Source organism: Polaromonas sp. (genome assembly GCF_012927455.1).
Classification (GTDB): Bacteria; Pseudomonadota; Gammaproteobacteria; order Burkholderiales; family Burkholderiaceae_C; genus Polaromonas.
Genome location: NZ_JABBPE010000016.1, coordinates 560,534 through 585,136, shown reverse-complemented (window position 1 = coordinate 585,136; position 24,603 = coordinate 560,534). Strand labels below are relative to the sequence as shown.

The following is a 24,603-nucleotide window of genomic DNA, read 5'->3' as shown; positions in this document are numbered from 1 at the left end:
CACTCAAATTCAAGTAACAGGACTGCTTTTTCAGGACAGTCCTGTCAGCCCCCTCATCGGTTATAGGCGGTTTCACCGTGCGAGGTGATGTCCAGACCTTCGCGTTCGTCTTCTTCGCTGACGCGCAGACCAATCGTCAGATCCACAATCTTGTAGGCGATGAACGACACCACGCCGGACCAGACGATGGTGATCAGCACGGCCTTGGCCTGAATCCACACTTGCGAGAGGATGGAAAAGTCAGCTGCAGTGATGCTGGTAGCAGTGACCCAGTCAGCCACGTAACCGGGGCCACCCAGGCTGGGGGAGCTGAAGACGCCGGTCAGCAGCGCACCAACGATACCGCCCACGCCATGCACGCCGAAGACGTCCAGCGAATCGTCCGCGCCCAGCATTTTCTTCAGCCCGTTGACGCCCCACAGGCAGGCAAATCCGGCCACCAGACCGATCACCAGGCCGCCGCCGATGCCGACGTTGCCGGCCGCTGGCGTGATCGCCACCAGACCTGCCACGGCGCCTGAAGCCGCGCCCAGCATCGAAGCCTTGCCGCGCATTAGCGCCTCACCGACACACCAGGCCAGCACCGCCGCGGCCGTCGCGCCGAGGGTGTTGATGAAGGCCAGTGCGGCAAAGCCGTTGGCTTCGAGCGCCGAGCCGGCGTTAAAACCGAACCAGCCAACCCACAGCAAGGCGGCACCGACCATGGTCAGCGTCAGGCTGTGCGGGGCCATCGATTCTTTGCCGTAGCCGATACGCTTGCCAACCATGAAAGCACCGACCAGACCGGCCACGGCGGCGTTGATGTGCACCACCGTACCACCGGCAAAATCGAGCGCACCCGACTGCCAGATATAGCCAGCCTTGGCATTCATCGCGTCAACCACTTCCTTGCCGGTGTAGGCATCAGGGCCCATCCAGAACCACACCATGTGCGCCATCGGGGCGTAGCTGAAAGTGAACCAGATCGCCATGAACATCAGCACGGCCGAGAACTTCATGCGTTCGGCAAAGGCGCCGACGATCAGCGTGCAGGTGATGGCGGCAAAGGTCGCCTGAAAGGCGGCGAAGACGATCTCGGGAATCACGACGCCTTTGCTGAAGGTGGCGGCGTTGGCGAATGTGCCGGCGGCGTTGTCCCAGATGCCTTTCATGAAGAGACGGTCAAAGCCGCCGAAAAAGGCATTGCCCTCGGTGAAAGCCAGGCTGTAGCCGTAAATGAACCACAACACGATGATCATCGAGAAGGTCACCATGACCTGCATCAGGACCGACAGCATGTTCTTGCTGCGCACCAGGCCGCCGTAGAACAGCGCCAAGCCGGGAATCACCATCAAGATCACCAACAGGGTGGAGACCATCATCCAGGCGGTATCGCCCTTGTTGGGCACGGGCGCCGGTGCGGCGGCAGATGCCGCTGCTGCCGGCGCAGCCACGGCAGCGGGCGCAGTGGCCGGTGCGGCGGCAGATGCCGCTGCTGCCGGCGCAGCCACGGCAGCGGGCGCAGTGGCCGATGCAGCAGCAGGCGATTCGGCAGGTTGGGCTTCAGTGGCCGCTGATGCGGCAGGCGCGGCAGCTGGCGTCTGGGCCAGCGCGCCAGAGCCCGCTGTCAGCAAACTTAATCCCAAGGCCAGGGAGGCAAGCAGTTTTTTCATTTCAATGTTCTCTTTTTTTTGCGGTTGAGTCTGAGGTCTTGCAGCGCTTCCTTTACAGCGCGTCCTTGCCGGTTTCACCAGTACGGATGCGCACCACCTGCTCCAGGTCGTAAACAAAAACCTTGCCGTCGCCAATCTTGCCGGTGCGCGCGGCCGCCTCAATCGCCTCGATCACGCGGTCCACCAGTTCATCCGACACTGCCGCTTCGATCTTGACCTTGGGCAGAAAGTCGACCACGTACTCTGCACCGCGGTACAGCTCGGTGTGGCCTTTTTGGCGACCGAAGCCCTTGACTTCAGTGACCGTGATGCCTTGCACGCCGATGCCGGAGAGTGCTTCGCGCACTTCGTCCAGCTTGAACGGTTTGATGATGGCCGTGACCAGTTTCATTTCAGTTTCTCCAGTTGGGTCGGAGGAGCGACAATTCAGGCCGCTCCGGCCGGGTGACAGGGCTAGGGATTGATATCGGGGACTCAGCCTCATTAGCAGGGACCGTGCCACACTGGCGATCCATCAGGCAGGTCTGCTTTTTCAGAGACTGCCACGTTACGTATAAAGAATTAGAAACATAACGCACCAAGTTGGCGCCCTTTCGCGCACAACTTTGATGCATTTCAACAAAGGTATCCCGATGAGCCTGTCTTTAGTGCACAGCCGCGCCCTGTTGGGGCTGGAAGCGCGACCGGTCTGTGTCGAAGTTCATCTGGCCAATGGATTGCCCAGTTTCACCCTGGTTGGCCTGGCGGAAACCGAGGTTAAGGAAGCGCGTGAGCGCGTGCGCTCGGCGATCCAGAACACCGGGCTGGAATTTCCGGGCAACAAGAGAATCACCGTCAATCTGGCGCCCGCCGATTTACCCAAGGACTCGGGCCGCTTTGACCTGCCGATTGCGTTGGGCATTCTGGCAGCCAGCGGGCAGATTGATGCGCGCAAGCTCAAGGGCTACGAATTTGCGGGCGAGTTGTCGCTCGGCGGCGACCTGCGGCCGGTCAAAGGCGCGCTCGCCATGAGCCTGGCGCTGGCCCGTCACCAAGAAGCCGGCCGGCCGCCCAAACTGGTGCTGCCGGAAGGCAGCGCGCAGGAAGCCGCGCTGGTGCCCGATGCCGAAATTTACCGTGCCCATCACTTGCTCGATGTGGTCAGGCAGTTTTTGCCCGGAGGCGCCTCGCCCGAACTGCTGGACGGCTGGAGTCGGGTCGAGCCGCTGGCGCTTCAGCCGCAACCGGCTTACCCGGATCTGGCCGATGTCAAAGGCCAGGCGGCCGCGCGGCGCGCGCTGGAGATAGCCGCCGCTGGCGGGCACAGTGTGTTGATGATGGGCGCGCCTGGCTCGGGCAAGTCCATGCTGGCGCACCGCTTTGCCGGGCTGCTGCCCGCCATGACAACCAGCGAAGCCCTCGAAAGCGCCGCCGTCGCGTCTCTGGGCGGCCGTTTCACGCTGGAGAACTGGGCGGTGCGCCCGACCTGTTCGCCGCACCACACGGCCAGCGCGGTGGCGCTGGTGGGAGGCGGATCGCCACCGCGGCCCGGTGAAATCTCGCTCGCACACCGGGGCGTGCTTTTTCTGGACGAGTTGCCCGAATTTCCCCGTGCGGCGCTGGAAGCGCTGCGCGAACCGCTGGAGTCCGGCACCATCACGATTTCGCGGGCGGCACAGCGGGCCGAGTTCCCCGCGCGTTTTCAACTCATCGCCGCCATGAACCCCTGCCCCTGCGGTTACCTGGGCTCGAGCCTGCGCAACTGCCGCTGCTCGCCCGAGCAGGTGGCACGCTACCAGGGCAAACTCAGCGGCCCGCTGCTGGACCGGATTGACCTGCATGTGGAAGTCGGTGCGTTGATGGCCGACGAACTGGTCAACACCCCACCCGGCGAAGCCAGCGCCGCCATCCGGGGCCGGGTGGTGCAGGCCCGTGAGCGCGCCATGCTCCGGCAAGGCAGCAGCAACCAGGCGCTGGAAGGTCAGGCCATCGATGCGCAGTGCCAGCTCGACGCGGCGGCGGCCAAGTTTCTCAACACGGCAGCGACCCGGCTGGGCTGGTCGGGCCGCGGCATCCACCGCTGCCTGAAAGTGGCTAGAACCATTGCCGACCTGGCCGGTGCCGCCACGGTACAACTGACGCATGTGGCCGAAGCGGTGCAATACCGCCGCGCGCTTTCGGTCAAACCCTGATCTTGCTATGTTTTAAATAGCTGCTTACGCCCACCACCATTGGGCTACAGGTCAATAAGACGTCAAAAGGCAGGATTTTTGACGCCACTGCGGCGCGCTGGCGGCTTGCCCGGTGCTGACTGCGGCGCTAAGCTGTCGCCAAATCAGTGACCGCTCGGGAGGCAGGCGTGGCTTTAGATCAAGTGTGCGACGTGCAGGTCTGGACCGCCAGTCCCGATGACTTCAATGACTCGGAGTACGGCGCGTTCAGCGCACTGCTGGACAGCGCGGAGCGCGCGCGATCGCACCAGTTCAGGCAGCCAGTCGACCGCCGCGCTTATGTGCTGGCGCACGCTATGCGGCGCATCGCGCTGGCGCAGGCGCTGCAGGTGGCGCCTGCTGCTTTGGTTTTTTTCAGCGAGGCCAACGGCAAACCCGTACTGACCGCGCCGCGCAACCGAGATATTTACTTCAGCCATTCGCACAGCCGCGCGCTGGTGGCTTGCGCCGTCACGCACCTCGGCCCCGTCGGCATAGACGTGGCATCAACGCAAGACGGCGAGGCTGATCTGAGCTTGCTGACAGGCCTGGTGGACCTGCCTGATGCGCAGCGTCGGCAGGCCGAACTCGGTGCAGATCCAGCACAACAGTTTTTTTTCTACTGGACCGCCCTCGAAGCCTTCTGGAAGGCCGCCGGATTCGGCCTGTCATCGGCCAATCCGCCGATTCGCTGCCAGAAAGACCAGCGCGGGCGTTTCGAAATATTCCTGGCGAAGACCGGCTCTGGTTCTCCCATGGCACAAGTCATTGCGCTGAAGGCGCCGACGGGCTGTTCGGCGACGTTAGTGCTCGCTTACATATCCGCTCGGACTATTGAACTGGACGTAAAAGTGACTTACAACTCTCTACAGATTCCGCTGCGGACAGGACCAAAAATCAGTCGCATGAACTAAAAATGGGCGTCGGCTTATGGGGAGTAAACATGATTAGCAGCAGTGCGGTATTCGTTGGTGACGGGAACCTTTTGATCCAATGTGCGGATGTTTACCGCAGCGCCGGACACGAAATACGAGCGGTAGTCAGCGCCAACCCGGCCCTTTTGCACTGGGCTGAAGCCGAGGGCATCCGTAGCATCGCCATGACTGCCGAGTCGGCGATTACGCTGCCTGCTGCGCCCGCTTTAGCGGATGTTGAATTCGACTATCTTTTCAGCATCGCCAACCTGCATGTTCTACCGACCGAACTGATTGCGCGCGCGCGCCAACTGGCCATCAATTTTCATGATGCGCTGCTGCCCTGCTATGCCGGCTTGAATGCCAGCGCGTGGGCGCTGATCGCGCAGGAGACGGCGCACGGCGTCACCTGGCATGAGATGACGCACAAAATTGATGCAGGCCGCATCGTTCGGCAGCTGTCCTTTGACATCGGCGCGGGCGAGACCGCGCTGAGCCTGAATGCCAGGTGCTATGAGGCGGGCCTGGCCAGCTTCACCTCGCTTGTTGAGGACATCGGACTGGGCCGCCTTGCGCTTAGCGAACAAAGCGGGAGTGGCCGCTATTTCGGGCGCCTGCAACGCCCCGATGCGCTGGCCACGCTTGATTTCTCTCGTCCCGCAAGAGAACTCGCCGCACTTGTGCAAGGTCTCGATTTCGGCCATTTCCCTAACCCGCTGGCGCGTCCGAAAATTTATCTTCGTGACAAAGTCTTGCTGGCGCGCACGGCGCAGGTGGTGGAAACCGCGACTTTCCGCGCGCCCGGAACGGTACTGGGGGCGGCCGGCGATACGCTGCATATTGCCACCGGAAATGGCGAAATTGTGCTGGGCGGTTGTACCGATTGCTGGGGGCAAACCACGCCGCACGGACTCATCGAAGGCATGGTTCTGCCCGCCCTGGATGACACGCTACGCGATCGCCTCGCCCAACGCAGCCCGCAGATTGCCAGGGGGGAAGATTTCTGGCGCCAGGCCTTCGCCGCACCCGCTCCGGTTGAAATTCCTTATCCACAAACGCTAGGCTTGCCGCAATCGGGCCTGCGTCAGCTTGTCCGCGTGGGCCTCGGCACGCCGGCGCGCGGCGCTACGACGGTTGCCGGGTTCTTTGCCTGGCTGTCGGCGCTGACAGGGCAGGAGCAAGTTTCGGCGCTGTACTCCGATGCGGTGCTAAATGAGCAGGCGCGGGAGCTGGAGTGCTGGCTCTCGCCCTGGATCCCGCTGACCCTGGTGACCAACGTCCAGGCCAGCGTGCTGCAGGCCGCAGAGCGCGCCGAAATCGGGCTCGCGAAAATTCACCAGGCGGGCCCCTGTCCACGCGACCTGCCTTCGCGCCTCGGAACAAAATATTTCGCCCGCGAGCGCCTGGGAAAGATCGGTGTGTCGCTCCGAGGGGCGCCCGGGCCGGAAGACGTTGAATTACTGCTGGCGGTCAATCCAGCGGACCAGCGCCTGGAGCTTGTCGCCGATGCCGCTGTGTTCGCGCCCGAGACCGTCCGGATCATGGCGAACCAGCTGGCCGCCTACCTGCAGGCCTTTCAAGATGCCCAGCCAGCGCTCAGCGTGGCCGCCATCGCCTTGGTGTCGCCTGCAGATGCGGCGGCGCTGGCCACCCTCAACGCCACGGCGCTGCCTTGCGACACGGTGCTGGGCGTGCACGAAGCGTTTTCAGCGCAGGCCGGGCGTACGCCCGACCAACTGGCGATTTCCTGCCAGGAGCAGGCGCTAAGTTACCGCGAACTGGACCATCAGGCGTCGGCTTTGGCGCGCCGCCTGATGGCGCGTGGCGTCGGGCCGGGCGACACCATTGGTCTGTGCCTGGAGCGCAGTCCCGCGCTGGTGATTGGTCTGCTGGCGATTCTGAAAACCGGTGCGGCGTATCTGCCGCTCGATCCTGACTATCCACAGGAGCGGCTTCTTTTCATGATCGAGGATTCGCGCACGCCGCTGGTCATGACCCGAGCTGCAATCGCTGCGTCGCTGTCCATTCCTTCGGAGAAAACCTTGCTGCTCGACGCCGCAGAACTTGCTGCTCCAGCCGGCGCGCCGGATCTTCCAGCGGTGCCGTCGCAAAGCCCGGCTTACGTCATTTACACCTCGGGCTCCACCGGCCGACCCAAAGGCGTCATCGTCACGCACCGCAACGTGATGAACTTCTTCGCCGGCATGACCGCGCGCATCCCGCACAGCCCTCCTGGGCGCTGGCTTGCGGTGACCAGCTTATCCTTCGATATCTCGGTGCTCGAACTGTGCTGGACGCTGACGCGCGGCTTCACGGTTGTTCTTTACTCAAACGAGGTGCCGGCGAAGCGCAAAGCGCCCGAGTTCAGTCTCTTTTATTTCGCCAGCGACCATGCCTCCACACCGCAAGAACGCTACAAGCTGCTGTTCGAAGGGGCAAAATTTGCTGATCGGGAAGGGTTTTCTGCCATCTGGACGCCGGAGCGCCATTTCCATGCTTTCGGCGGGCTTTATCCCAATCCTGCGGTCACCAGCGCGGCCATTGCCGCCGTCACCACGCGTCTGAAGATACGCGCCGGCAGCTGCGTGCTGCCGCTGCATCATCCGATCCGGGTGGTCGAGGAATGGGCTTTTGTTGACAACATTTCGCAAGGCCGGGTCGGCGTTTCCTTCGCGGCGGGCTGGCAGCCAAACGACTTCGTCATCGCACCGGCGGCTTTTGCCAGCCGCAAGACCGACATGCTCGCTAATATCGACGTGGTGCGGCGGCTGTGGCGCGGCGAGAGCGTCGCCTTTCCCGGCGCACTCGGCAACAGCGTCGAGATCAAAACCTTGCCACGCCCGATCCAGAAAGAGCTGCCGATCTGGCTGACAGCGGCCGGCAATCCGGAAACTTTCCAGCAGGCTGGCGAGCTGGGCTGCCATCTGCTGACGCATCTGCTGGGTCAGACCATTGACGAGGTGGCGCACAAGCTCAAGCTGTACCGGGACGCCTGGCACAAGGCCGGTCATACCGGCCCAAGCCATGCGACGCTGATGCTGCATACCTTTGTAGGGCAGGACGAAGACTCGGTGCGCGAGACGGTGCGCGGCCCCATGAAGGACTATTTGCGCAGCTCCCTGGACCTCATCAAGCAGGCCGCCTGGACCTTTCCGACCTTTGTCCAGCGCGCCGCCGTCAACGGCAAGAGCCCGCTCGAGATCATGGATGCCGAAACCTTGTCAGCCGAGGACATGGACGCCCTGCTCGAGCATGCCTTCGCGCGCTACTACGACACGAGCGCGCTGTTCGGCACGCCAGAGCGTTGCCTTGCGCTGGTCGACAAGCTCAAGGAGGCCGGCGTTGACGAGATCGCCTGCCTGGTCGATTTCGGTGTCGACAGCGATACCGTGCTTGGCCATTTGCAGGATCTGAAACAACTCATGGAGGCCTGCCAACAGTCCCGCGCCGCGCCGCAGCGCATATCCATCGCAGAAGAAATCACACAGCATGGCATCACGCACCTGCAATGCACCCCCTCCATGGCCTCGATGCTGGTGGCGGACACGGCCGGGCGCGCCGCGCTGTCTCGCCTGGCGGTTCTTTTGGTGGGCGGCGAAGCACTCCCGCTGGAGCTCGCCAGGCAATTGCGCGCCCTGGTGCCCGGCTCACTTCTCAATATGTACGGACCCACCGAGACGACGGTTTGGTCCACCACCTGCGATCTTCAATCCATTGGCGACTTCATTCCGCTGGGGCAGCCCATCGCCAACACGCACTTGCGCATCCACAGTCCCGGGGGGATGGCATGTCCGGCCCTGGTTGCTGGCGAATTGCTGATAGGCGGCGCCGGCGTGGCAGAGGGCTACTGGCAGCGTCCAGAGCTCAACGCGGAACGCTTTGTGGCCGATCCCGAGCAGCCCGGCGCCCGGCTTTACCGCACCGGCGACCTGGTGCGCCGGCATCTGGACGGCGCGCTGGAGTTTCTGGGCCGGATCGATCACCAGGTGAAGATTCGGGGCCATCGCATCGAGCTCGGCGAGATCGAAAGCGTGTTGCTGCGTCAGTCGGGCGTGAAACAGGCCGTCGTGGTGGCGCGCGCTGATGACGCTGGAAACCAGCGGCTCGTCGCCTACGTCGCGCCCACGGCGCAAGGGGAGCTGCAGGTGAAAGAGCTGATTCGCGCACTGGCGCAGGCGCTGCCCAGTGTGATGCTGCCCGAGACGGTGCAACTGCTGCAGGCGCTGCCCATGACACCCAACGGCAAGGTGGACCGGCGCGCGCTACCGGAGCCGCAGTCCGCCATCGTGCTGCCGTCGGCGACGGCGCCCGAGAGCACGCTGGAAAAAACCATTGCCGGCATTTGGGAACAGGTGCTGGGACGTTCCAACGTGGGCACCGCCGACAATTTTTTTGACCTGGGTGGTCACTCCCTGTTGGTGGTGCAGGTGCAGCGTCGCCTGCACGAAGCGTGCGGGCGCGAAGTGTCGCTGACCGACATGTTCCGCTTGCCGACGATTCAGGCGCTGGCCGCGCACCTGAGCGGCCATGCGATCAGCACCGCAGTGGACGACGGGCGCAACCGTGCCAATGCGCGCCGCATGGTGCGCGCGCGCGCGCTCCCAAGCGCCGCGGCTTGAGAGGAAACAGGCCATGGATACGCACTCCGCCGATTTCGAAGCCAACAGCGTCGCCATCGTTGGCTTGGCCGGACGCTTCCCGGCGGCCAGTTCCGTCGCCGAGCTCTGGGCGCTGCTGCGCGACGGCAAGGAAGCCACCCAGTGGCTGACGGAGGACGAACTGCGCGCCGCAGGCGTCTCCGAGGCCGATCTGCTCGACCCTGACTACGTGCGGGCCAGCCTGGTGCTGCCCAAAATGGAGCAGTTCGATGCCGAGTTCTTCGGCTTCAGCAAGCGCGACGCGTCCATCCTAGATCCGCAGCACCGCCACTTTCTGGAATGTGCCTGGGAGGCGCTGGAGGATGCTGGCCACCTCCCGGAAACCTTTGGCGGCGCCATCGGCGTATTCGGCGGCTGTGGCATGCAGGCCTACCTGCCCTACAACCTGTTGACGAACCCGAAGCTCGTGAAGTCGGTGGGATTATTCCTGCTTAGGCATACCGGCAACGACAAGGACTTCCTGACTTCCCGCCTATCCTATCTGCTCGGCCTGACCGGTCCGAGCATGACCATACAAACTGCCTGCTCAACCTCTTTGGTCGCGGTGCATGTCGCCGCACAAAGCCTGCTGTCGGGCGAATGCGACATGGCGCTGGCGGGCGGCGTCAGCATAGAGCTGCCGCATCGCCGCGGCTATCACTATGCCGAAGGGGAGATTCTTTCACCCGACGGCCATTGCCGCGCCTTTGACGACAACGCCAAAGGCACGGTTTTTGGCAGTGGCGCGGCCATCGTGGTGCTGCGGCGCCTGGAAGATGCCGTGAAGGACCGGGACAATATCTACGCCGTCATACGCGGCTCGGCCGTCAACAACGACGGCTCCGCCAAGGCAGGTTATCTGGCGCCCAGCGTCGATGGGCAGGCTCGCGCAGCCGTCGAGGCGCTGGCCGTGGCCGGCGTCGAGGCGGCCAGCGTCTCGTATATTGAAGCGCACGGCACCGGTACCCCGGTGGGCGATCCGATTGAGGTCGCTGCCCTGACGCAAGCTTATGGCAGCGGCGGGCAGGGCTTTTGCGGCATCGGTTCCTTGAAGACCAACATCGGCCATCTCGACACCGCAGCCGGTGCGGCCGCTCTCATCAAGGTCGCGCTGGCGCTGCGCCATGGACTGATTCCGGCCAGCCTGAACTTCAGCCAGCCGAACAGCCGCTTCGACATGGCGAAGACGCCCTTCCGGGTCGTGGACCAGTTGACACCCTGGAGGCGCGAAACCGGAAGCGGCCCACGCCGCGCCGCCGTGAACTCCCTCGGCGTAGGGGGAACCAACGCGCATGTGATCGTGGAAGAGCCGCCGGTGCTTGGCAGCGCCAGCGCGGAAGCCGGATGGCAGGTCGTCGCGCTGTCGGCTCGCAGCGCCGCCTCACTCGAAAACCTCAAGGCCAAATGGCGCGATTTCCTGGCGCAGCCTCCCGCCGGCTTTACGCTTGCCGACGCCGCCTACACCACGCAAGTCGGCCGAAAATCCTTCGAGCATCGTTGCGCCATCGTCGCGACCGACGTGGCGGGCCTGCGCGCCGCGCTGGCCTCAAAAAACCATGCACGCTGCGTCACCGGCAAAGCGATTGCGCAGCGGCCGGGCGTGGCGCTGATGTTTCCGGGTGGCGGCGCGCAGTACCCGGGCGTGGGCCGCGAGCTACTGAGCCAGCCGGCCTTCCGGCAGGCCGTCGAAGAGTGCTTCAGCGTGATGCCGGCGGCTGCGCCCGCCGATCTGCGTTCGATCATGTTTGAAAGCGATGCGGGCGATGCTGCCGCTGCGAGCGCCCTGGAGCGGCCGTCGCAAGCTCTCTTGTCGCTCTTCGTTCTCGAATACGCCCTGGCGAAATTGTGGAAGAGCTGGGGCATCACGCCCAGCGCGGTCATTGGTCACAGTGCCGGTGAATACGCGGCGGCCTGTTTCGCGGGCGTCATGTCGGTGGCCGACGCGCTGTCGGTGGTATTGCTGCGGGGCCAGCTGTTCGAAGCGGTGCCGCCAGGCGGCATGGTTTCTGTCGATTTGCCGGAGACCGAATTGCGCGCATTGATAAGCGGTCTGGATCTTGACATAGCAGCCGTCAACGCGCCGGATCTGTGCAGTGCCTCGGGGTCGCTTCAGGCAATTGCAACGCTGGAGCAACGGCTGAGCGCGCAGCGCCTCGAAGGCCGGCGATTGCGCATCAACGTGGCCGCGCATTCGCATCTGCTCGATGGGGTGCTGTCCACCTTCCGCGAGCGCGTCTCGCGTATTCGCCTGAGCCAACCCACGATTCCCTTTATTTCAAACCTCACCGGCAGCTGGGCTGATGCGCAGATGCTCACCGATCCCGAGTATTGGGTTCGCCACCTGCGCAGTCCGGTGCGCTTTTTCGACGGCCTGCGCAAGCTTTTCGAGCTGCCCGACACCTTGCTGGTCGAGGCTGGTCCAGGTCAGGGGCTGTGTGCGCTGGCGCGCCACAACAGCGCCGGCCAGCCGCCGCGCACCATCCTGCCGTCTACCTGCAAGGCGCAGGAGGCGGGCGCCGATCTGGCCCAGATGCTGACGACGGCGGGCGCGCTGTGGACGCGTGGCGCAGTGCCGAAATGGGAGGCCCTGCGCGGCACGTCGCAAACACGCCGCATTTCGCTGCCAACCTATGCGTTTGACCATCAGCGGCATTGGATAGAAGCGGGTACCGGGCTGCAGGAATTGGCCGCGCCAAGTCAGCAGGCGGCAGCGCCGGCGCCGCCGCCGGGGCCTCCAGCCATCCACCGCCTGCCGTCCTACGACGACTGGTTCCTGGTTCCGCAATGGCACCCCGCCCCCTTGGCCGCTGTGGCGCCTCGGTCTGGCCGGCGCTGGCTGATGTTTGACAACGACTCGCAACTGGGCGCCGACCTGGTTGTGCAGACCGAGGCGCAGGGCGGCCAAGTCACGCGGGTGCGCCGCGGCCAGTCCTTTGCGCGACTGGCCGACGGCAGCTTCACGCTGGAGCCAGCCGACGCTACGCATTTCCGCAGGCTTTTCGAAATGCTTGAACGGGCGGCCATGCTGCCCGACTCCATCGTTTACCTTTGGGCACTGGACACGCGGGCAGGCAGCCAGGACCAGGACCGGCGCCTGGCCGGGCAGACGCTGGCCTTTGACAGCCTGGTTTATGTCGCGCAGGCGCTTCAGACGCTCGCGCTGGACCAGCCCATGCAGCTCAGCGTGCTGAGCGCAGCCAGCCAGTCCGTCTTGGGCGAGGCGCCAACGCACCCGGAGAGCGCACTGGCGCTCGGTCCGGTTCGCGTGATTGCGCGTGAATTGCCGAATGTCAGCACCCGCCTGATCGATCTCGACGGGATAACCAACGCTAGCGTGACCGCGCCGCCACAAGCGCTGGTGCGCGCCCTGCTTGCCGAATGCCAAAGCGCTGACCCCTCCGACCTGGTCGCTTACCGCGCTGGCCAGCGCTGGACTCAGCAACTAGCCAACGCCAGCGCAGCGCCGCCTTCCGGCCCGCAACTGAGCCTGCGCCACGGCGGCGTCTATCTCATCACCGGCGGGCTGGGCGACATTGCACTCGATCTGGCGACTTTCCTGGCTTCAACCAAGCAGGCACGCCTGGCGCTCGTCAGTCGCCGCCGCTTGCCGCCAGCGTCGTCCTGGCGTACGCTGGCAGCCAGCGGCGATGGCTCGTTTGAAACGCAGATCGTGCGCCGCCTGGTGGCGTGCGAGGACGCAGGCGCGCAAATCCTCGCCCTCAGCGCCGATGCAGCGGACCGGGCGGCGATGACCCAGGCCGTCAAAGCTTGCCAGGCGCATTTCGGAAAAATTCATGGCGTATTCCATGCTGCGGGTGCGCTTGACGATGGCCCCATCGCGACCAAGAGTCCGGACAGCCTGCAGCGCGTGCTCAATTCCAAGGCTTTGGGCGCGCAGCTTTTGCACGAGCTGCTGCCGCCCGGGGAGCTTGATGTGTTCGCCGTGTTTTCTTCCACCAGCGTCTACCTCGGTCCGCCCGGACAGGTTGATTACGTGGCAGCCAACGCTTTTTTAGATGCGCTTGCGGCCTCGCGTCCGGACGGACTCAGCCTGCATTGGGGCATCTGGGGCGACCAGGGCATGGCGGCGCGCGCCCACGGCCAGCGCGGTCCCGCGCAGCACCTGCAGACCACCCTGCACCCGCTGCTTGGCGTGCAGGTGAGCGGCGAGCAAGGCGCGACTTTCGAAGCGACTTACACACCGAAGGCGCTTTGGGTACTGCATGAACATTCAGTGGCGGGCCGCTTAATACTGCCGGGCAGCGCGTACATCGAAATCGCCCGCGCAGCCATGGCGCAGCTGCACCCCGGCGAAGCCATTGAGATCAACGCACTGTCGTTTGAAGCGGCCATGGTCTTCGACGGGCCAGCGGGGCGCCTGATCAGCATCGGGCTGCAGCGTAGCGGCGAGGCCTACGAATTTCTCGTGCGCAGCCGCGCCACGCCGGACCAGCCTTGGCTGGAACACGCGCGTGCGCGCGTCAGCGTCTTTTTAGGTCGCCTGGCTGCTGCAGCGCCCCCAGCTAGCGGCGCCTGGCGCACCGGCGAAATCCCGCAGGCCCCGCGCATCGCTTTCGGTGCGCGCTGGAGCAACATCGCACGGATGCAGCTGGCCGAGCACAACGCGGTCGCAGAGATGGAGCTTGCAGAGTCGTTCGCCGACGATCTCGCCATCTACACGGTCCACCCCGCGATCCTGGACATGGCGGCGACCTTCGGCCTGCATCTCATTGATGAGAGCGAGCGGAGCCAGAACCTGTTCGTACCGCTGTCAATCGAGCGCATCCGCCTGGTCGCGCCGCTGCCGCGCTGTTCGATAAGCCGCGTGGCGTTGAAAGCTCGCCAGAAGAACCGCTTCGCCACTTTTGATGTGAGCCTGCACGCGACGGACGGCTCGCCGATTGCCAGCCTGGAGGGCGTTTGCTTGCGCGGCGTTACGCCCGAGCAGGTACTGCTGCCAACGCGGGAAAAGGCAGCACGCGAACCCAGCCTGATAGAAACCATGTTGTCCTGCGGCATTCGGGCAGAGGATTCGCAGGCGCTGTTTTCCCGCATCTTCTCCAATGGGCATAGGGATCTGGTGGTGTCATCGATTTCGCTTACCGACCTGAAACGCGCCATGAACGAGGCCTTGCCCAAGGCGCCAGCGCGCCGGGCAGAAGGTAGTGGCGCAGCGCCCGGCGACAGCGCCCTCAATCCGGTCGAGGTCGGCATTGCCGAGGTATGGCGCGAACTCTTGGGCGTCGAGGACATCAGCGGGGACGACGACTTTTTCGCGTTGGGCGGCCACTCGCTCGCGGCCGTGCGGCTATTCGCCCGGATTCGCAAGCAATTCGCCGTCGACCTGCCGCTCGCCACCTTGTTTGAAGCGCCTACCCTCTCCAGCCTTGCCGCCATCGTCGCGCACCGCGGCGGCATTTCAACGACACCACAGAGCGGCGCCGAACCGCACCAGGCTTCCTCCAATGTCATTGCACTGGTAGAGCGGGCGTGGTCTCCCCTGGTTGCGATCTGCCAGGGACGACCGGACCGGCAGCCGCTGTTTTGCGTGCATGGCGCCGGTGGCAACGTCCTTAACTTCAAGGTCATTTCGGACCGTTTGGGGCCGGCGCTGCCATTCTATGGACTGCAGGCGCAAGGCGTCGACGGCCGCCTTCCCGTGCTGCAGACCATAGAAGCGATGGCCACCCAATATATAGAGGCGATTCGCAGCGTTGACCCGCACGGTCCCTACCGGCTCGTCGGTTACTCGGGGGGCGGCCTGATCGCCTTTGAAATGGCGCAGCAGCTGAAACGGGCCGGCGCCGAAATCGCCCTGCTCGCCATGATTGACACGCTGTCACCAAGCGCGGTGGGCCTCTCGCCACCCCTTCTCAAAAAGCTGTGGCTGATCCGGCACTGGTCCGTGAAATTTGCCATGGAGCGGCCGGAGCGGCGGCGAAAGGGAAAACTCATGGAGGTTAATTACACGCTGGCGCTTGAGAAACTTGCGCGCGGCGAGTCTCTTCCGCCAGAACTTGTCGGGTTTCATTTGTTTCGAAACTTCGAGGCCGCGCAGCATCGTTACCAGCCACAGCCTTATGCGGGGCCGCTGGTGCTGTTCAGGGCCGTTGAGGCCGACACACAGTATCTTGCCGCAGGTAACAGCCTCGGCTGGGATCAGCATATAGTCGGCCCCGTCAGCGTAACCGCTATTGCCGGCTCTCACTTCTCAATGATGGCGGAGCCCGGCGTATCGCAGCTGGTCAAGGCCCTGGCGAAAGAAGTGGCCCGGCTCGACGAACATCCTGAAAGCCCGCGCTCCAAGGCCGCTTGAGCAGCCGATAGATCCATTGCCAGTGGATTAGCCACAGCCCTACCATTCGAACGCGCCATTCAGGCAAGTGCCGGGGCATGAGATGCACGCGCCCCAGGCGCGCTGTGAGGGGTAACTTGGCCGCGACCAAGGCACGCGGCAACTCGTGCCCACTCGTCCTAGAAATGGCAGTTGATGCGCGGCCCACACTCGGGCGCCATCCAACTGCCATTTCTAGATTCAAGACGGGCAACCGTGCCGGCCGGCTATTGCACCCCAAACCGGCACTCCCCGCGACACGCTTTTCATTGGCTAATCTATGCCAAATTCGCACTCCTGTTTTTTGTATCTGTTTCCTCATGTCCGTCTTAACATTTGCTATCAAATAATTATTTGTGACAACTGCAACCGAAGTTTCCATTTTTGGATATGAAAACCGCCTTTACTCCACTGCGCGCAAAGCTCGCCATCGCCGTCCTGCTGAGCGCCACCATTTTTACCCACGCAGTCCAGGCAGAGGAGGCCCCGGCCTCCGGATTCTGGCTGGCGGTCGAGCCGTCAACCGTGTCCTATGCCTTGACCGGCCCCGCAGTCAGTCGCCATCAGCGCCGAACCAGCGCCAACCGCCCGTACAACGAAAATAATATCGGCCTGGGACTGGAGCAACGCGCTGACCTGTTGGCCGCCCCCCAGTGGGAGCGCGCCGTGGGTGCCAGCGTTCTCAAGGACAGCTACAACGCGGCGGCCGTGTTTGCCACGGTCGCGCTGACCCGAGAGGTGGGAACGGCTTTCGGGATGGAGTTACGCGCTGGGGTGGTAGCCGGCCTGGCTTACAAATACTGGTCCTGGAACGGCCCCCGTCACCTGACCCCTTACCTCGGACCGACCGTCACGCTACGCCACCTGGCAAGCAAACTGGGATTGAACCTGGTTTACATCTACCGGACCAATTTCAGGTCGGACAAGGGCTCAGGCCTGCTGATCCTGCAGACATCCTACGAGTTCTGAGACAGGCGGCCTGCAGACGACGTTTCTTCGACGTCAGTCCATCCTTAACGGCCCTGGTATTCGGGTGAAAACGCCGGCTGCGCGCTGACCGGCGCAGGCGGCGGCTTAGGACCGTAGCTCACGCCATCGCGCGTGCGCAGCGCCGCGCCAGCGACGGTGACCTGGCTACCGACAGGGGGGGCACGCGCCAGTTCGACGCTGCGGCGCGAGCCATCTTCCATGCGCACGCTCACCTGGTAGACCGTTTCCTTGCGGATTTTTCCCTCAATCGCATTGCCGGCGAAGCCGCCGCCGACCGCGCCTAGAACGGTGGCAGCCGTGCGGCCGTTGCCATGGCCGACCTGGTTGCCGAGCACCGCGCCGAGCACACCGCCCGCGACCGCCCCCACGCCGACGCCGGGCGCTTTGCTGGAACGCTCAACCGGCGTAACCGATTCGACCGAACCGCAGACCCCGCAGACCGGCGCTGGCGAATAGGAAGGCGCGCGCGACGCGCCCGGGTAGGCTGATGACGTTGCGGCTGAGTAGCTTGGGGCCGGCGTCTCTTTATGCACGGGCTTGACGACCTTGCGGGCAGGAACGGGCGCCGGCTTGGCCGGTGCGACCGACGGTTTTTCAATCAGATCGTCTGCAGCCGTGGCAGGCGCCGCTGAAATCCCGGCAGCGGCCGGAAACTGCGCGCCCGCACCTTGGGATGGCGCCAGGGAAGCTGCGGGCACGGCAGGCGTGGGCGACGTCAGTGCCGCCACGCTGGCCGCAGGCGCCGGCGCGCGCTGGTTGTAAAGCATGGTGCCGCCCATCGCCAGCACGGCGAAACCGAGAATGCCCACGGCGGCCCACAAGGGTTTGGTGGCGGAGGCAGATGATAGGGACTGCTGGCCCGGCGGGAGATTGTCAATTGAAGCGGTCATGTTGTGAGTCCTTTACCCTTGAACTCTTCGAACGCGCGAATAGCCTCAGCGGTACACAGCCGCCACCAAGTGGCTGGTTAACAGACGGTAAATAAAGGGCGTCATTGTTACAAATAGCCAGCCCGCCGCTTCACAAATTGGGCGCCAGCAGGCGCTGCAAGTCCTCGGCCTTGGCGCCGCGTCGTTCGGCCAGGTCCTGTAACTGGTCGTCGCCAATCTTGCCGACGTTGAAATAGCTGCTTTGCGGGTGGCTCAGGTAAAAGCCGCTGACGCTAGCCGCCGGCGTCATGGCCAGGCTCTCGGTTAGCGCCATGCCGATTTCTTCTGCGCGCAGTAGCGCAAACATGTCTTTTTTCACGCTGTGGTCGGGGCAGGCCGGGTAGCCCGGCGCGGGGCGTATGCCCTGGTATTTTTCGGCAATCATGGCTTCACTGTCGAGCGCCTCGGCCGGCACATAGCCCCACAAGTCCTTGCGCACGCGTTGGTGCAGCGCTTCGGCGAAGGCCTCGGCCAGGCGGTCGGCCAGCGACTTGAGCATGATGGATGAGTAGTCGTCGTGGTCATCCATGAAATACTTTTCCTTCTTTTCAGCGCCCAGCCCGGCCGTGACGGCAAAAAGCCCGATGTAATCTGCGATTTGGGGATCGTTTTGGCCTGTAGCCGATGATCCATGAGTGCGAGCAGCTATTAATTCAGGAGCAAGCAGTTTCGGCGCGACGAAGTCGGCGAGGCAGCGGCTGGGACGCATGACGTCGTCGATCGCGGTTTTTTCAGCCTGCTGGCGCAGGCCATACCAGGTCATCGCCACCTGGCTGCGCGACTCGTCGGTGTAAATTTCGATGTCGTCGCCCACGCTGTTGGCCGGCCACAAGCCCATGACGCCGCTGGCCGTCAGCCAGCGCCCTTCGATCAGGCGCTTGAGCATGCGCTGCGCGTCGGCATACACGCGCACCGCCTCGCTGCCGACCACCTCGTCTTTCAGGATGGCCGGAAAAGGGCCGGCCAGATCCCAGGTCTGAAAGAACGGTCCCCAGTCAATAACCTTTGCCAGTTCGGCCAGGTCAAAGTTCTTGAAGACGCGCCGACCAATGAATTTCGGCACGGGGGGCATGTAATTTGTCCAATCGATACGGGTGGCGTTGGCGCGGGCCTTGGCCAGCGGCCACATCGGCGTCTGCTTTTTGTTGGCGTGCTGGGTGCGCACCTTGTCGTAGTCGGCGTTCAGCGAGTCGATGTAGCTGGCGGCGTTGTCGCTGAGCAGGCTTTGCGCCACGCTGACGCTGCGCGAGGCGTCGGGCACATAGACCACCGGACCCTCGTAATGCGGCGAGATTTTCACCGCCGTGTGGACCCGGCTGGTGGTGGCGCCGCCAATCATCAGCGGGATTTTCTTGAGGCGGAAATGCTCGTCTTTCTGCATTTCGGCCGCCACATACTGCATCTCTTCAAGACTCGGCGTGATCAGGCCTGACAGGCCGACGATATCCGCGCCCTCGACCTTGGCGCGCGCCAGAATCTCGTGGCAGGGCACCATCACACCCATGTTGACGACTTCAAAGTTGTTGCATTGAAGCACCACCGTGACGATGTTTTTCCCGATGTCGTGCACATCGCCCTTGACGGTGGCGATGATGATTTTGCCCTTGGTCTTGACGTCGGCGCCGGCCGCTACCATCAGCAGTTTTTCCGCCTCAATGTAGGGCAGCAGATGCGCCACCGCCTGCTTCATGACGCGGGCGCTTTTCACCACCTGCGGCAAGAACATCTTGCCCTGGCCGAACAGGTCGCCGACCACGTTCATGCCGTCCATCAGCGGGCCTTCAATCACATGCAGCGGCCGGCCGCCGCCCGCCTTGATGGTCTGCCAGACTTCCTCGGTGTCTTCGGTGATGAACTCGTTCATGCCGTGCACCAGCGCATGCGACAGGCGCGCGCGCACCGCCAGCGCGCGCCACTCGTTGCGCTTGCTGTCGTCGCGGGCGCCGCTTTTGGCGGTCTCGGCCACCTCGATCAGGCGTTCGCCCGGTGTGAGATGCTCTTCGCCCTCCTTGTAGACCGGTGTGCGGTTGAGCACCACGTCTTCGACGCGCTCGCGCAGCGCCGGTTCCAGGTCGTCATAAACGCCGACCATGCCGGCGTTGACGATGCCCATGTCCATGCCGGCCTGGATCGCGTGGTACAAAAATACCGTGTGAATCGCTTCACGCACCGGGTCGTTGCCACGAAAGCTGAAAGACACGTTGGACACGCCGCCCGATACCTTGGCGCCCGGCAGGTTTTGCTTGATCCAGCGCGTGGCGTTGATGAAATCGACCGCATAGTTGTTGTGCTCGTCGATGCCGGTGGCGATGGCAAAGATGTTGGGGTCAAAAATGATGTCTTCCGGCGGAAAACCGATGTCATCGACCAGCACGCGGTAGGCGCGCTCGCAGATGCCGATTTTTCGCTCGTAGGTATCGGCCTGGCCCTGTTCGTCAAAGGCCATGACGACAGCGGCAGCGCCGTAGCGCTTAAGCAGCTTGGCCTGGTGCTTGAAGGCGTCAACGCCTTCCTTCATCGAAATCGAGTTGACGATGCCCTTGCCCTGGATGCAGCGCAGTCCGGCCTCGATCACGCTCCACTTGGAGCTGTCGATCATGATGGGGACGCGGGAAATATCGGGCTCGCTGGCTATCAGGTTCAGAAACCGCACCATGGCGGCCTGGCTGTCGAGCATCGCCTCGTCCATGTTGATATCTATGATCTGCGCGCCGTTTTCCACCTGCTGGCGTGCCACGGCCAGCGCTGCTTCAAAGTCGCCGTTCAGGATCATGCGAGCGAAGGCTTTGGAGCCGGTGACGTTGGTGCGCTCGCCAATGTTGACGAACAGGGTGGCCGCGCCAATTGTGACCGGCTCCAGGCCGGACAGCTTCATGGGGGGGACTTGAATTTCAGACATGTACTCACCTTGGATCAAAGGTGAGCGTCGTTGCCAACGGGCTTCAGGTGAAACCGCTGTTTACCCAAGCCTGACGAAACGGTGTGTTTCGCTGCAACGCTCCTTGGGCAAATGACATTTTAGTAGCACTCCGAAAAACCCGTTGCGGATGGGCCATTGCGGCGGCGCTTGTGCTCAAGCTGCTTCCCGGTAAAAACCGCGCTGACGCGGTGCCATCGGCTGCACCGCCAGGTGGATCGCGCCAATATGCTCGGGCGTGGTGCCGCAGCAGCCACCCACGATATTGACTAGCCCTTCGGCGGCAAACTCGCGCAGCAGCCGCGAGGTGACCTCGGGTGTTTCGTCAAAGCCGGTGTCGCTCATGGGATTGGGCAGGCCGGCGTTGGGGTAGCAGCTGATAAAGGTGTCACCGGCCACGCGCGCCAGCTCCTGGATATAGGGGCGCATCAGCGTCGCGCCCAGCGCGCAATTCAGGCCGACGGCCAGCGGCTGGGCGTGGCGCACGCTGTGCCAGAAGGCGGTGACGGTCTGGCCGCTCAGGATACGGCCCGAGGCGTCGGTAACGGTGCCGCTGATGATGAGCGGCAGGCGCTCGCCGGAGTTGTCGAAGTACTCGTCAATCGCAAACAGTGCCGCCTTGGCGTTGAGCGTGTCAAAAATTGTTTCGACCAGCAGGACATCGCTGCCTCCCTTGACCAGCGCCTCGGTCTGCGCGTAGTAGGCCTTTCGCAGCTCTTCAAAGCTGGTGTTGCGTGCGCCCGGGTCGTTGACGTCGGGGCTGATGCTGGCAGTTTTGGGCGTAGGACCCAGGGCGCCGACGACAAAGCGCGGTTTCTCAGGGCTTGAAAACTTGTCGCAAGCCTGCCTGGCAATGCGCGCCGACGCGTAATTCATTTCGACCGCCAGATCGGCCATGTCGTAGTCGGCCTGCGCGACACTGGTGGCGCCAAAGGTGTTGGTTTCGATCAGGTCGGCACCGGCGGCCAGGTAGCTTTCATGGATGTCCTGAATCACGTCCGGGCGCGTCAGGCTGAGCAGCTCGTTGTTGCCTTTGACGTCCTTGTGAAAGTCCTTGAAGCGCTGAGCTTGACCGCCAGGTCCAGCGTACCCAGCTCCGCGGTACTGCGCTTCGTTGAGCTTAAAGCGCTGGATCATGGTGCCCATGGCGCCGTCGAGAATGGCAATGCGTTGCGCCAAAATGGCTGGGAGCTGTTGGCCGCGGGTGTAAGGAGTCTGCTTCATAAAGCCATTTTAGGACGGCTGCCTTATCCGCCAGGGTCGCCGGCCCATTTTGTAAGGGGCCGCACCCCTGGATGAATTCGCCTGCGCGGTAGCCAGAGCGCAGCCTCCCGGTGAGGGAGCCCGGGCGCTTTGACGTTTCCCCGACAATAGGGCCCTTCGCTTGCATCCCTCATGAAAAACCTTCAACCCCGAGACGCCTGGATCTGGCTGCAGGCCTACCCCGACAGCCTGTTTGTTGACGTGCGCATGGAAATTGAACCGCTGTACGTGGGCCGCCCGCCAGGCGTGGTCAACCTGCCTTGGTACGAGTACCCCGACCTGCAGCCCGACGCGCAGAAGTTTGCCGCGACCGTGGCGCGCGAGGCCGGCGGCAAAAGCCAGCCGGTGCCGCTGCTGATTTGCCGCTCCGGCAAGCGCGGCCGGGTTTTCCGATGTGCAGCATGTGGTGCACGGCTTAGAAGGCGAACTGGACGAGCAGTTTCGGCGCTCCGCGCTGGCGCGCTGGCGGGCTGGCGCTTTGATGGCCTGCCGTGGGAGCAGATGTAGCCGTTTTAGGTGTCAAATAGGCCTCTAGCCCAATGAATACGGGCGTAAACAGCTATTATATTCATAGCATTAATATTTCCCGCTGACACTGACTTTTTGGGTTTTCCTTTTGTCCTCTCCGCCCTCTTCACCCACTCTTTCGCTCCAGGCCACGCCGCTGGACGTGCTTGGCCAGGTTTTTGGCTACAGCAGCTTTCGCGGCCCGCAGCAAGCCATCGTCGAGCATGTAGTGCAAGGGGGCGATGCGTTGGTGCTGATGCCGACTGGCGGCGGCAAGTCGCTGTGCTACCAGATCCCGGCCATAGTCCGGCAAAACGCCGGCCACGGCGTGACCATCGTGATCTCGCCGCTGATCGCGCTGATGCACGACCAGGTCGGCGCGTTGCTCGAAGCCGGCGTCTCGGCGGCGTTCCTGAACTCGACGCAAAGCTTTGAAGAAAGCAGCGCGCTGGAAAAGCAGCTGCTGCGCAACGAGCTGACACTGCTTTACGCCGCGCCCGAGCGCATCAACACGCCGCGCATGAAGGGCCTGCTGGCGTCACTGCACGAGCGCGGTCTGCTGAGCCTTTTTGCGATTGACGAGGCGCATTGCGTGAGCCAGTGGGGCCACGACTTCCGGCCCGAATACCGCTCTTTAAGTCTGCTGCACGAGACCTTCCCCGACGTGCCGCGCATGGCGCTGACGGCAACGGCCGATCACCTGACGCGCCAGGACATGGTCGAGCGGCTCAAGTTAGAGGAGGCGCGCGAGTTTGTCAGCAGCTTTGACCGGCCCAACATCCGCTACACCATCGTCGAAAAAACCGACGCCACGCGCCAGCTGCTGCGCTTTGTCGAAACCGAGCACGACGGCGAAGCCGGCATCGTTTATTGCCAGTCACGCAAGCGCGTGGAAGAAATCGCGATCACGCTGCAGGGCGCTGGTGTCAAGGCCATGGCCTACCACGCCGGGCTCGACGCCAAGCTGCGCCAGCAGCGGCAAGACCGCTTTTTGCGCGAAGACGGCATGGTGATGGTGGCGACGATTGCCTTCGGCATGGGTATCGACAAGCCCGACGTGCGTTTTGTCGCGCATCTGGACATGCCAAAAAACATTGAAGGCTACTACCAGGAAACTGGACGGGCTGGCCGCGACGGGCTGCCCGCCGACGCCTGGATGGTCTACGGCCTGCAGGACGTGGTGAACCAGCGCCGCATGATCGACACCAGCGAGGTCGCCAGCGAAGAGTTCAAGCAGGTGATGCGCGGCAAGCTCGACGCGCTGTTGAGTCTGGCCGAGAGCACGCAATGCCGGCGTGTGGCCTTGCTCCGCTATTTCGGTGAGAAACTTGGTGGCGAGGACGCCCAGCAACTTTTCACCGAAAAGCATTCTTCGCCAGCCGGGGCTGCGGAACCGGCTTTGCCGGGCCGCAGGCGCAGCGCCCCCTCGGGGGGCAGCGAACCACACGAAGTGGGGAGCGTGGGGGCCAGGTGCGTGAATTGCGATAACTGTCTAAGCCCGCCGGCAGTGTGGGACGCGACCGAGGCGGCGCGCAAGATGCTCAGCTGCATCTACCGCGTGCAGCAGGCCAGCGGCATCAGCTTTGGCGCCGGTCACCTGATGGACATCCTGCGCGGCAAGGCCACCGAAAAAGTCGCGCAATACGGCCACGACGCACTCTCAACCTTTGGCATTGGCGCCGACCTGGCCGAGGCGCAGTGGCGCGGCGTGCTGCGCCAGCTGATTGCTAAAAACATGGTGCGCGTCAACGCCGAGGCCTTCAACACGCTGCAACTGCTGCCTGACGCTCGCCAAGTACTCAAAGGTGAAGTCAGCGTGCTGCTGCGCCAGCAGGCGCTTGACAGCAAGGGCGAGCGGCCCAGGCGCGGCAGCAAAACCCCGGTCAAGACGTCCGCCAAGGGCCTGGCCGAAGCCTCGCTCAACGCCGGCGCGCTGGAACGGCTGGCCCTGCTCAAGGCCTGGCGCGCCGAAGTGGCGCGCGAGCACAACCTGCCGGCGTTTGTGATTTTTCACGACGCCACACTGCGCGCCATTGCGGAGCACGCGCCGCAAAGCTTGGAAGCGTTGGGCGGCATCAGCGGCATGGGCGTGAAAAAGCTGGAGGCTTATGGCGCCGAAGTGCTACAGGTATGTGCGGCAGCGGGTTGAGGCGCTGCGGACTGTGCGGCGCGGCTGCGCTATTGAGGACCCGGACCAGCCTGTTGGTTGCCTGATCCGCATTTCGAACAGATCCACAATCCGATATCCAGACGGGTAGTTAAATTGAATTG

Annotated in this window: 12 protein-coding genes and 1 riboswitch; of the genes, 7 read left to right on the top strand and 5 right to left on the bottom strand. The window is 63.5% G+C overall.

The genetic code is table 11. The features are described 5' to 3' along the window. Positions 1-53 precede the first annotated feature (53 nt). Positions 54-1,652: an ammonium transporter gene (amt, locus tag HHJ18_RS17725; protein WP_296917278.1), complete on the bottom strand. Its 1,599-nt coding sequence runs from the start codon at positions 1,650-1,652 to the stop codon at positions 54-56. 52 nt (positions 1,653-1,704) lie between these two features. Beyond that, complete coding sequence (glnK, locus tag HHJ18_RS17720) at positions 1,705-2,043, bottom strand: P-II family nitrogen regulator (RefSeq protein WP_296917276.1); 339 nt, start codon at positions 2,041-2,043, stop codon at positions 1,705-1,707. Positions 2,044-2,284: 241 nt separating this feature from the next. Between glnK and HHJ18_RS17715 the strand changes: the two genes are divergently transcribed. From HHJ18_RS17715 to HHJ18_RS17695, 5 genes are all read left to right on the top strand, one after another. Then, a complete protein-coding gene (locus HHJ18_RS17715) occupies positions 2,285-3,823 on the top strand; it encodes a YifB family Mg chelatase-like AAA ATPase (protein WP_296917275.1) in 1,539 nt (512 codons plus the stop codon). A 167-nt stretch (positions 3,824-3,990) separates the two neighbouring features. Further along, positions 3,991-4,755: a 4'-phosphopantetheinyl transferase superfamily protein gene (locus HHJ18_RS17710; protein WP_296917273.1), complete on the top strand. Its 765-nt coding sequence runs from the start codon at positions 3,991-3,993 to the stop codon at positions 4,753-4,755. 71 nt (positions 4,756-4,826) lie between these two features. After that, the gene (locus HHJ18_RS17705; protein WP_296917271.1) at positions 4,827-9,374 is read left to right on the top strand and encodes a MupA/Atu3671 family FMN-dependent luciferase-like monooxygenase; all 4,548 of its coding nucleotides are present in this window, start codon (positions 4,827-4,829) and stop codon (positions 9,372-9,374) included. Positions 9,375-9,387: 13 nt separating this feature from the next. Next, positions 9,388-15,708, top strand: a complete 6,321-nt coding sequence (locus HHJ18_RS17700; RefSeq protein ID WP_296917269.1) for a type I polyketide synthase — start codon at positions 9,388-9,390, stop codon at positions 15,706-15,708. A 402-nt stretch (positions 15,709-16,110) separates the two neighbouring features. Beyond that, entirely contained in the window at positions 16,111-16,695 is a 585-nt protein-coding gene (locus HHJ18_RS17695; RefSeq protein ID WP_296917267.1) for a hypothetical protein, read from the top strand. Between the two features lie 44 nt (positions 16,696-16,739). Here HHJ18_RS17695 and HHJ18_RS17690 read toward each other — a convergent pair whose 3' ends face one another. From HHJ18_RS17690 to HHJ18_RS17680, 3 genes are all read right to left on the bottom strand, one after another. Next, a complete protein-coding gene (locus tag HHJ18_RS17690) occupies positions 16,740-17,606 on the bottom strand; it encodes a glycine zipper 2TM domain-containing protein (protein WP_296917265.1) in 867 nt (288 codons plus the stop codon). A gap of 130 nt (positions 17,607-17,736) precedes the next feature. Continuing rightward, positions 17,737-20,544 carry a methionine synthase gene (gene metH, locus HHJ18_RS17685; RefSeq protein WP_296917264.1) on the bottom strand — a complete coding sequence of 936 codons (2,808 nt, stop codon included), beginning with the start codon at positions 20,542-20,544 and terminating at the stop codon, positions 17,737-17,739. Positions 20,545-20,559: 15 nt separating this feature from the next. Next, a riboswitch (S-adenosyl-L-homocysteine riboswitch) is annotated at positions 20,560-20,655 on the bottom strand. A gap of 63 nt (positions 20,656-20,718) precedes the next feature. Beyond that, the gene (locus tag HHJ18_RS17680; RefSeq protein WP_296917262.1) at positions 20,719-21,786 is read right to left on the bottom strand and encodes a homocysteine S-methyltransferase family protein; all 1,068 of its coding nucleotides are present in this window, start codon (positions 21,784-21,786) and stop codon (positions 20,719-20,721) included. A gap of 171 nt (positions 21,787-21,957) precedes the next feature. Here HHJ18_RS17680 and HHJ18_RS17675 point away from each other — a divergent pair, with 171 nt between their 5' ends. Next, on the top strand, positions 21,958-22,332 hold the full coding sequence (locus tag HHJ18_RS17675) for a rhodanese-like domain-containing protein (RefSeq protein WP_296917260.1): 375 nt from the start codon (positions 21,958-21,960) through the stop codon (positions 22,330-22,332). 109 nt (positions 22,333-22,441) lie between these two features. Further along, a complete protein-coding gene (locus HHJ18_RS17670) occupies positions 22,442-24,481 on the top strand; it encodes a RecQ family ATP-dependent DNA helicase (RefSeq protein WP_296917258.1) in 2,040 nt (679 codons plus the stop codon). The last annotated feature ends 122 nt before the right edge of the window (positions 24,482-24,603 follow it).

Bases quoted from the DNA above. Each gene is read 5' to 3' on its own strand.
- amt (WP_296917278.1), bottom strand. From the start codon at position 1,652: ATGAAAAAACTGCTTGCCTCCCTGGCCTTGGGATTAAGTTTGCTGACA.
- glnK (WP_296917276.1), bottom strand. From the start codon at position 2,043: ATGAAACTGGTCACGGCCATCATCAAACCGTTCAAGCTGGACGAAGTG.
- HHJ18_RS17715 (WP_296917275.1), top strand. From the start codon at position 2,285: ATGAGCCTGTCTTTAGTGCACAGCCGCGCCCTGTTGGGGCTGGAAGCG.
- HHJ18_RS17700 (WP_296917269.1), top strand. From the start codon at position 9,388: ATGGATACGCACTCCGCCGATTTCGAAGCCAACAGCGTCGCCATCGTT.
- HHJ18_RS17690 (WP_296917265.1), bottom strand. From the start codon at position 17,606: ATGACCGCTTCAATTGACAATCTCCCGCCGGGCCAGCAGTCCCTATCA.
- metH (WP_296917264.1), bottom strand. From the start codon at position 20,544: ATGTCTGAAATTCAAGTCCCCCCCATGAAGCTGTCCGGCCTGGAGCCG.
- HHJ18_RS17680 (WP_296917262.1), bottom strand. From the start codon at position 21,786: ATGAAGCAGACTCCTTACACCCGCGGCCAACAGCTCCCAGCCATTTTG.
- HHJ18_RS17675 (WP_296917260.1), top strand. From the start codon at position 21,958: ATGAAAAACCTTCAACCCCGAGACGCCTGGATCTGGCTGCAGGCCTAC.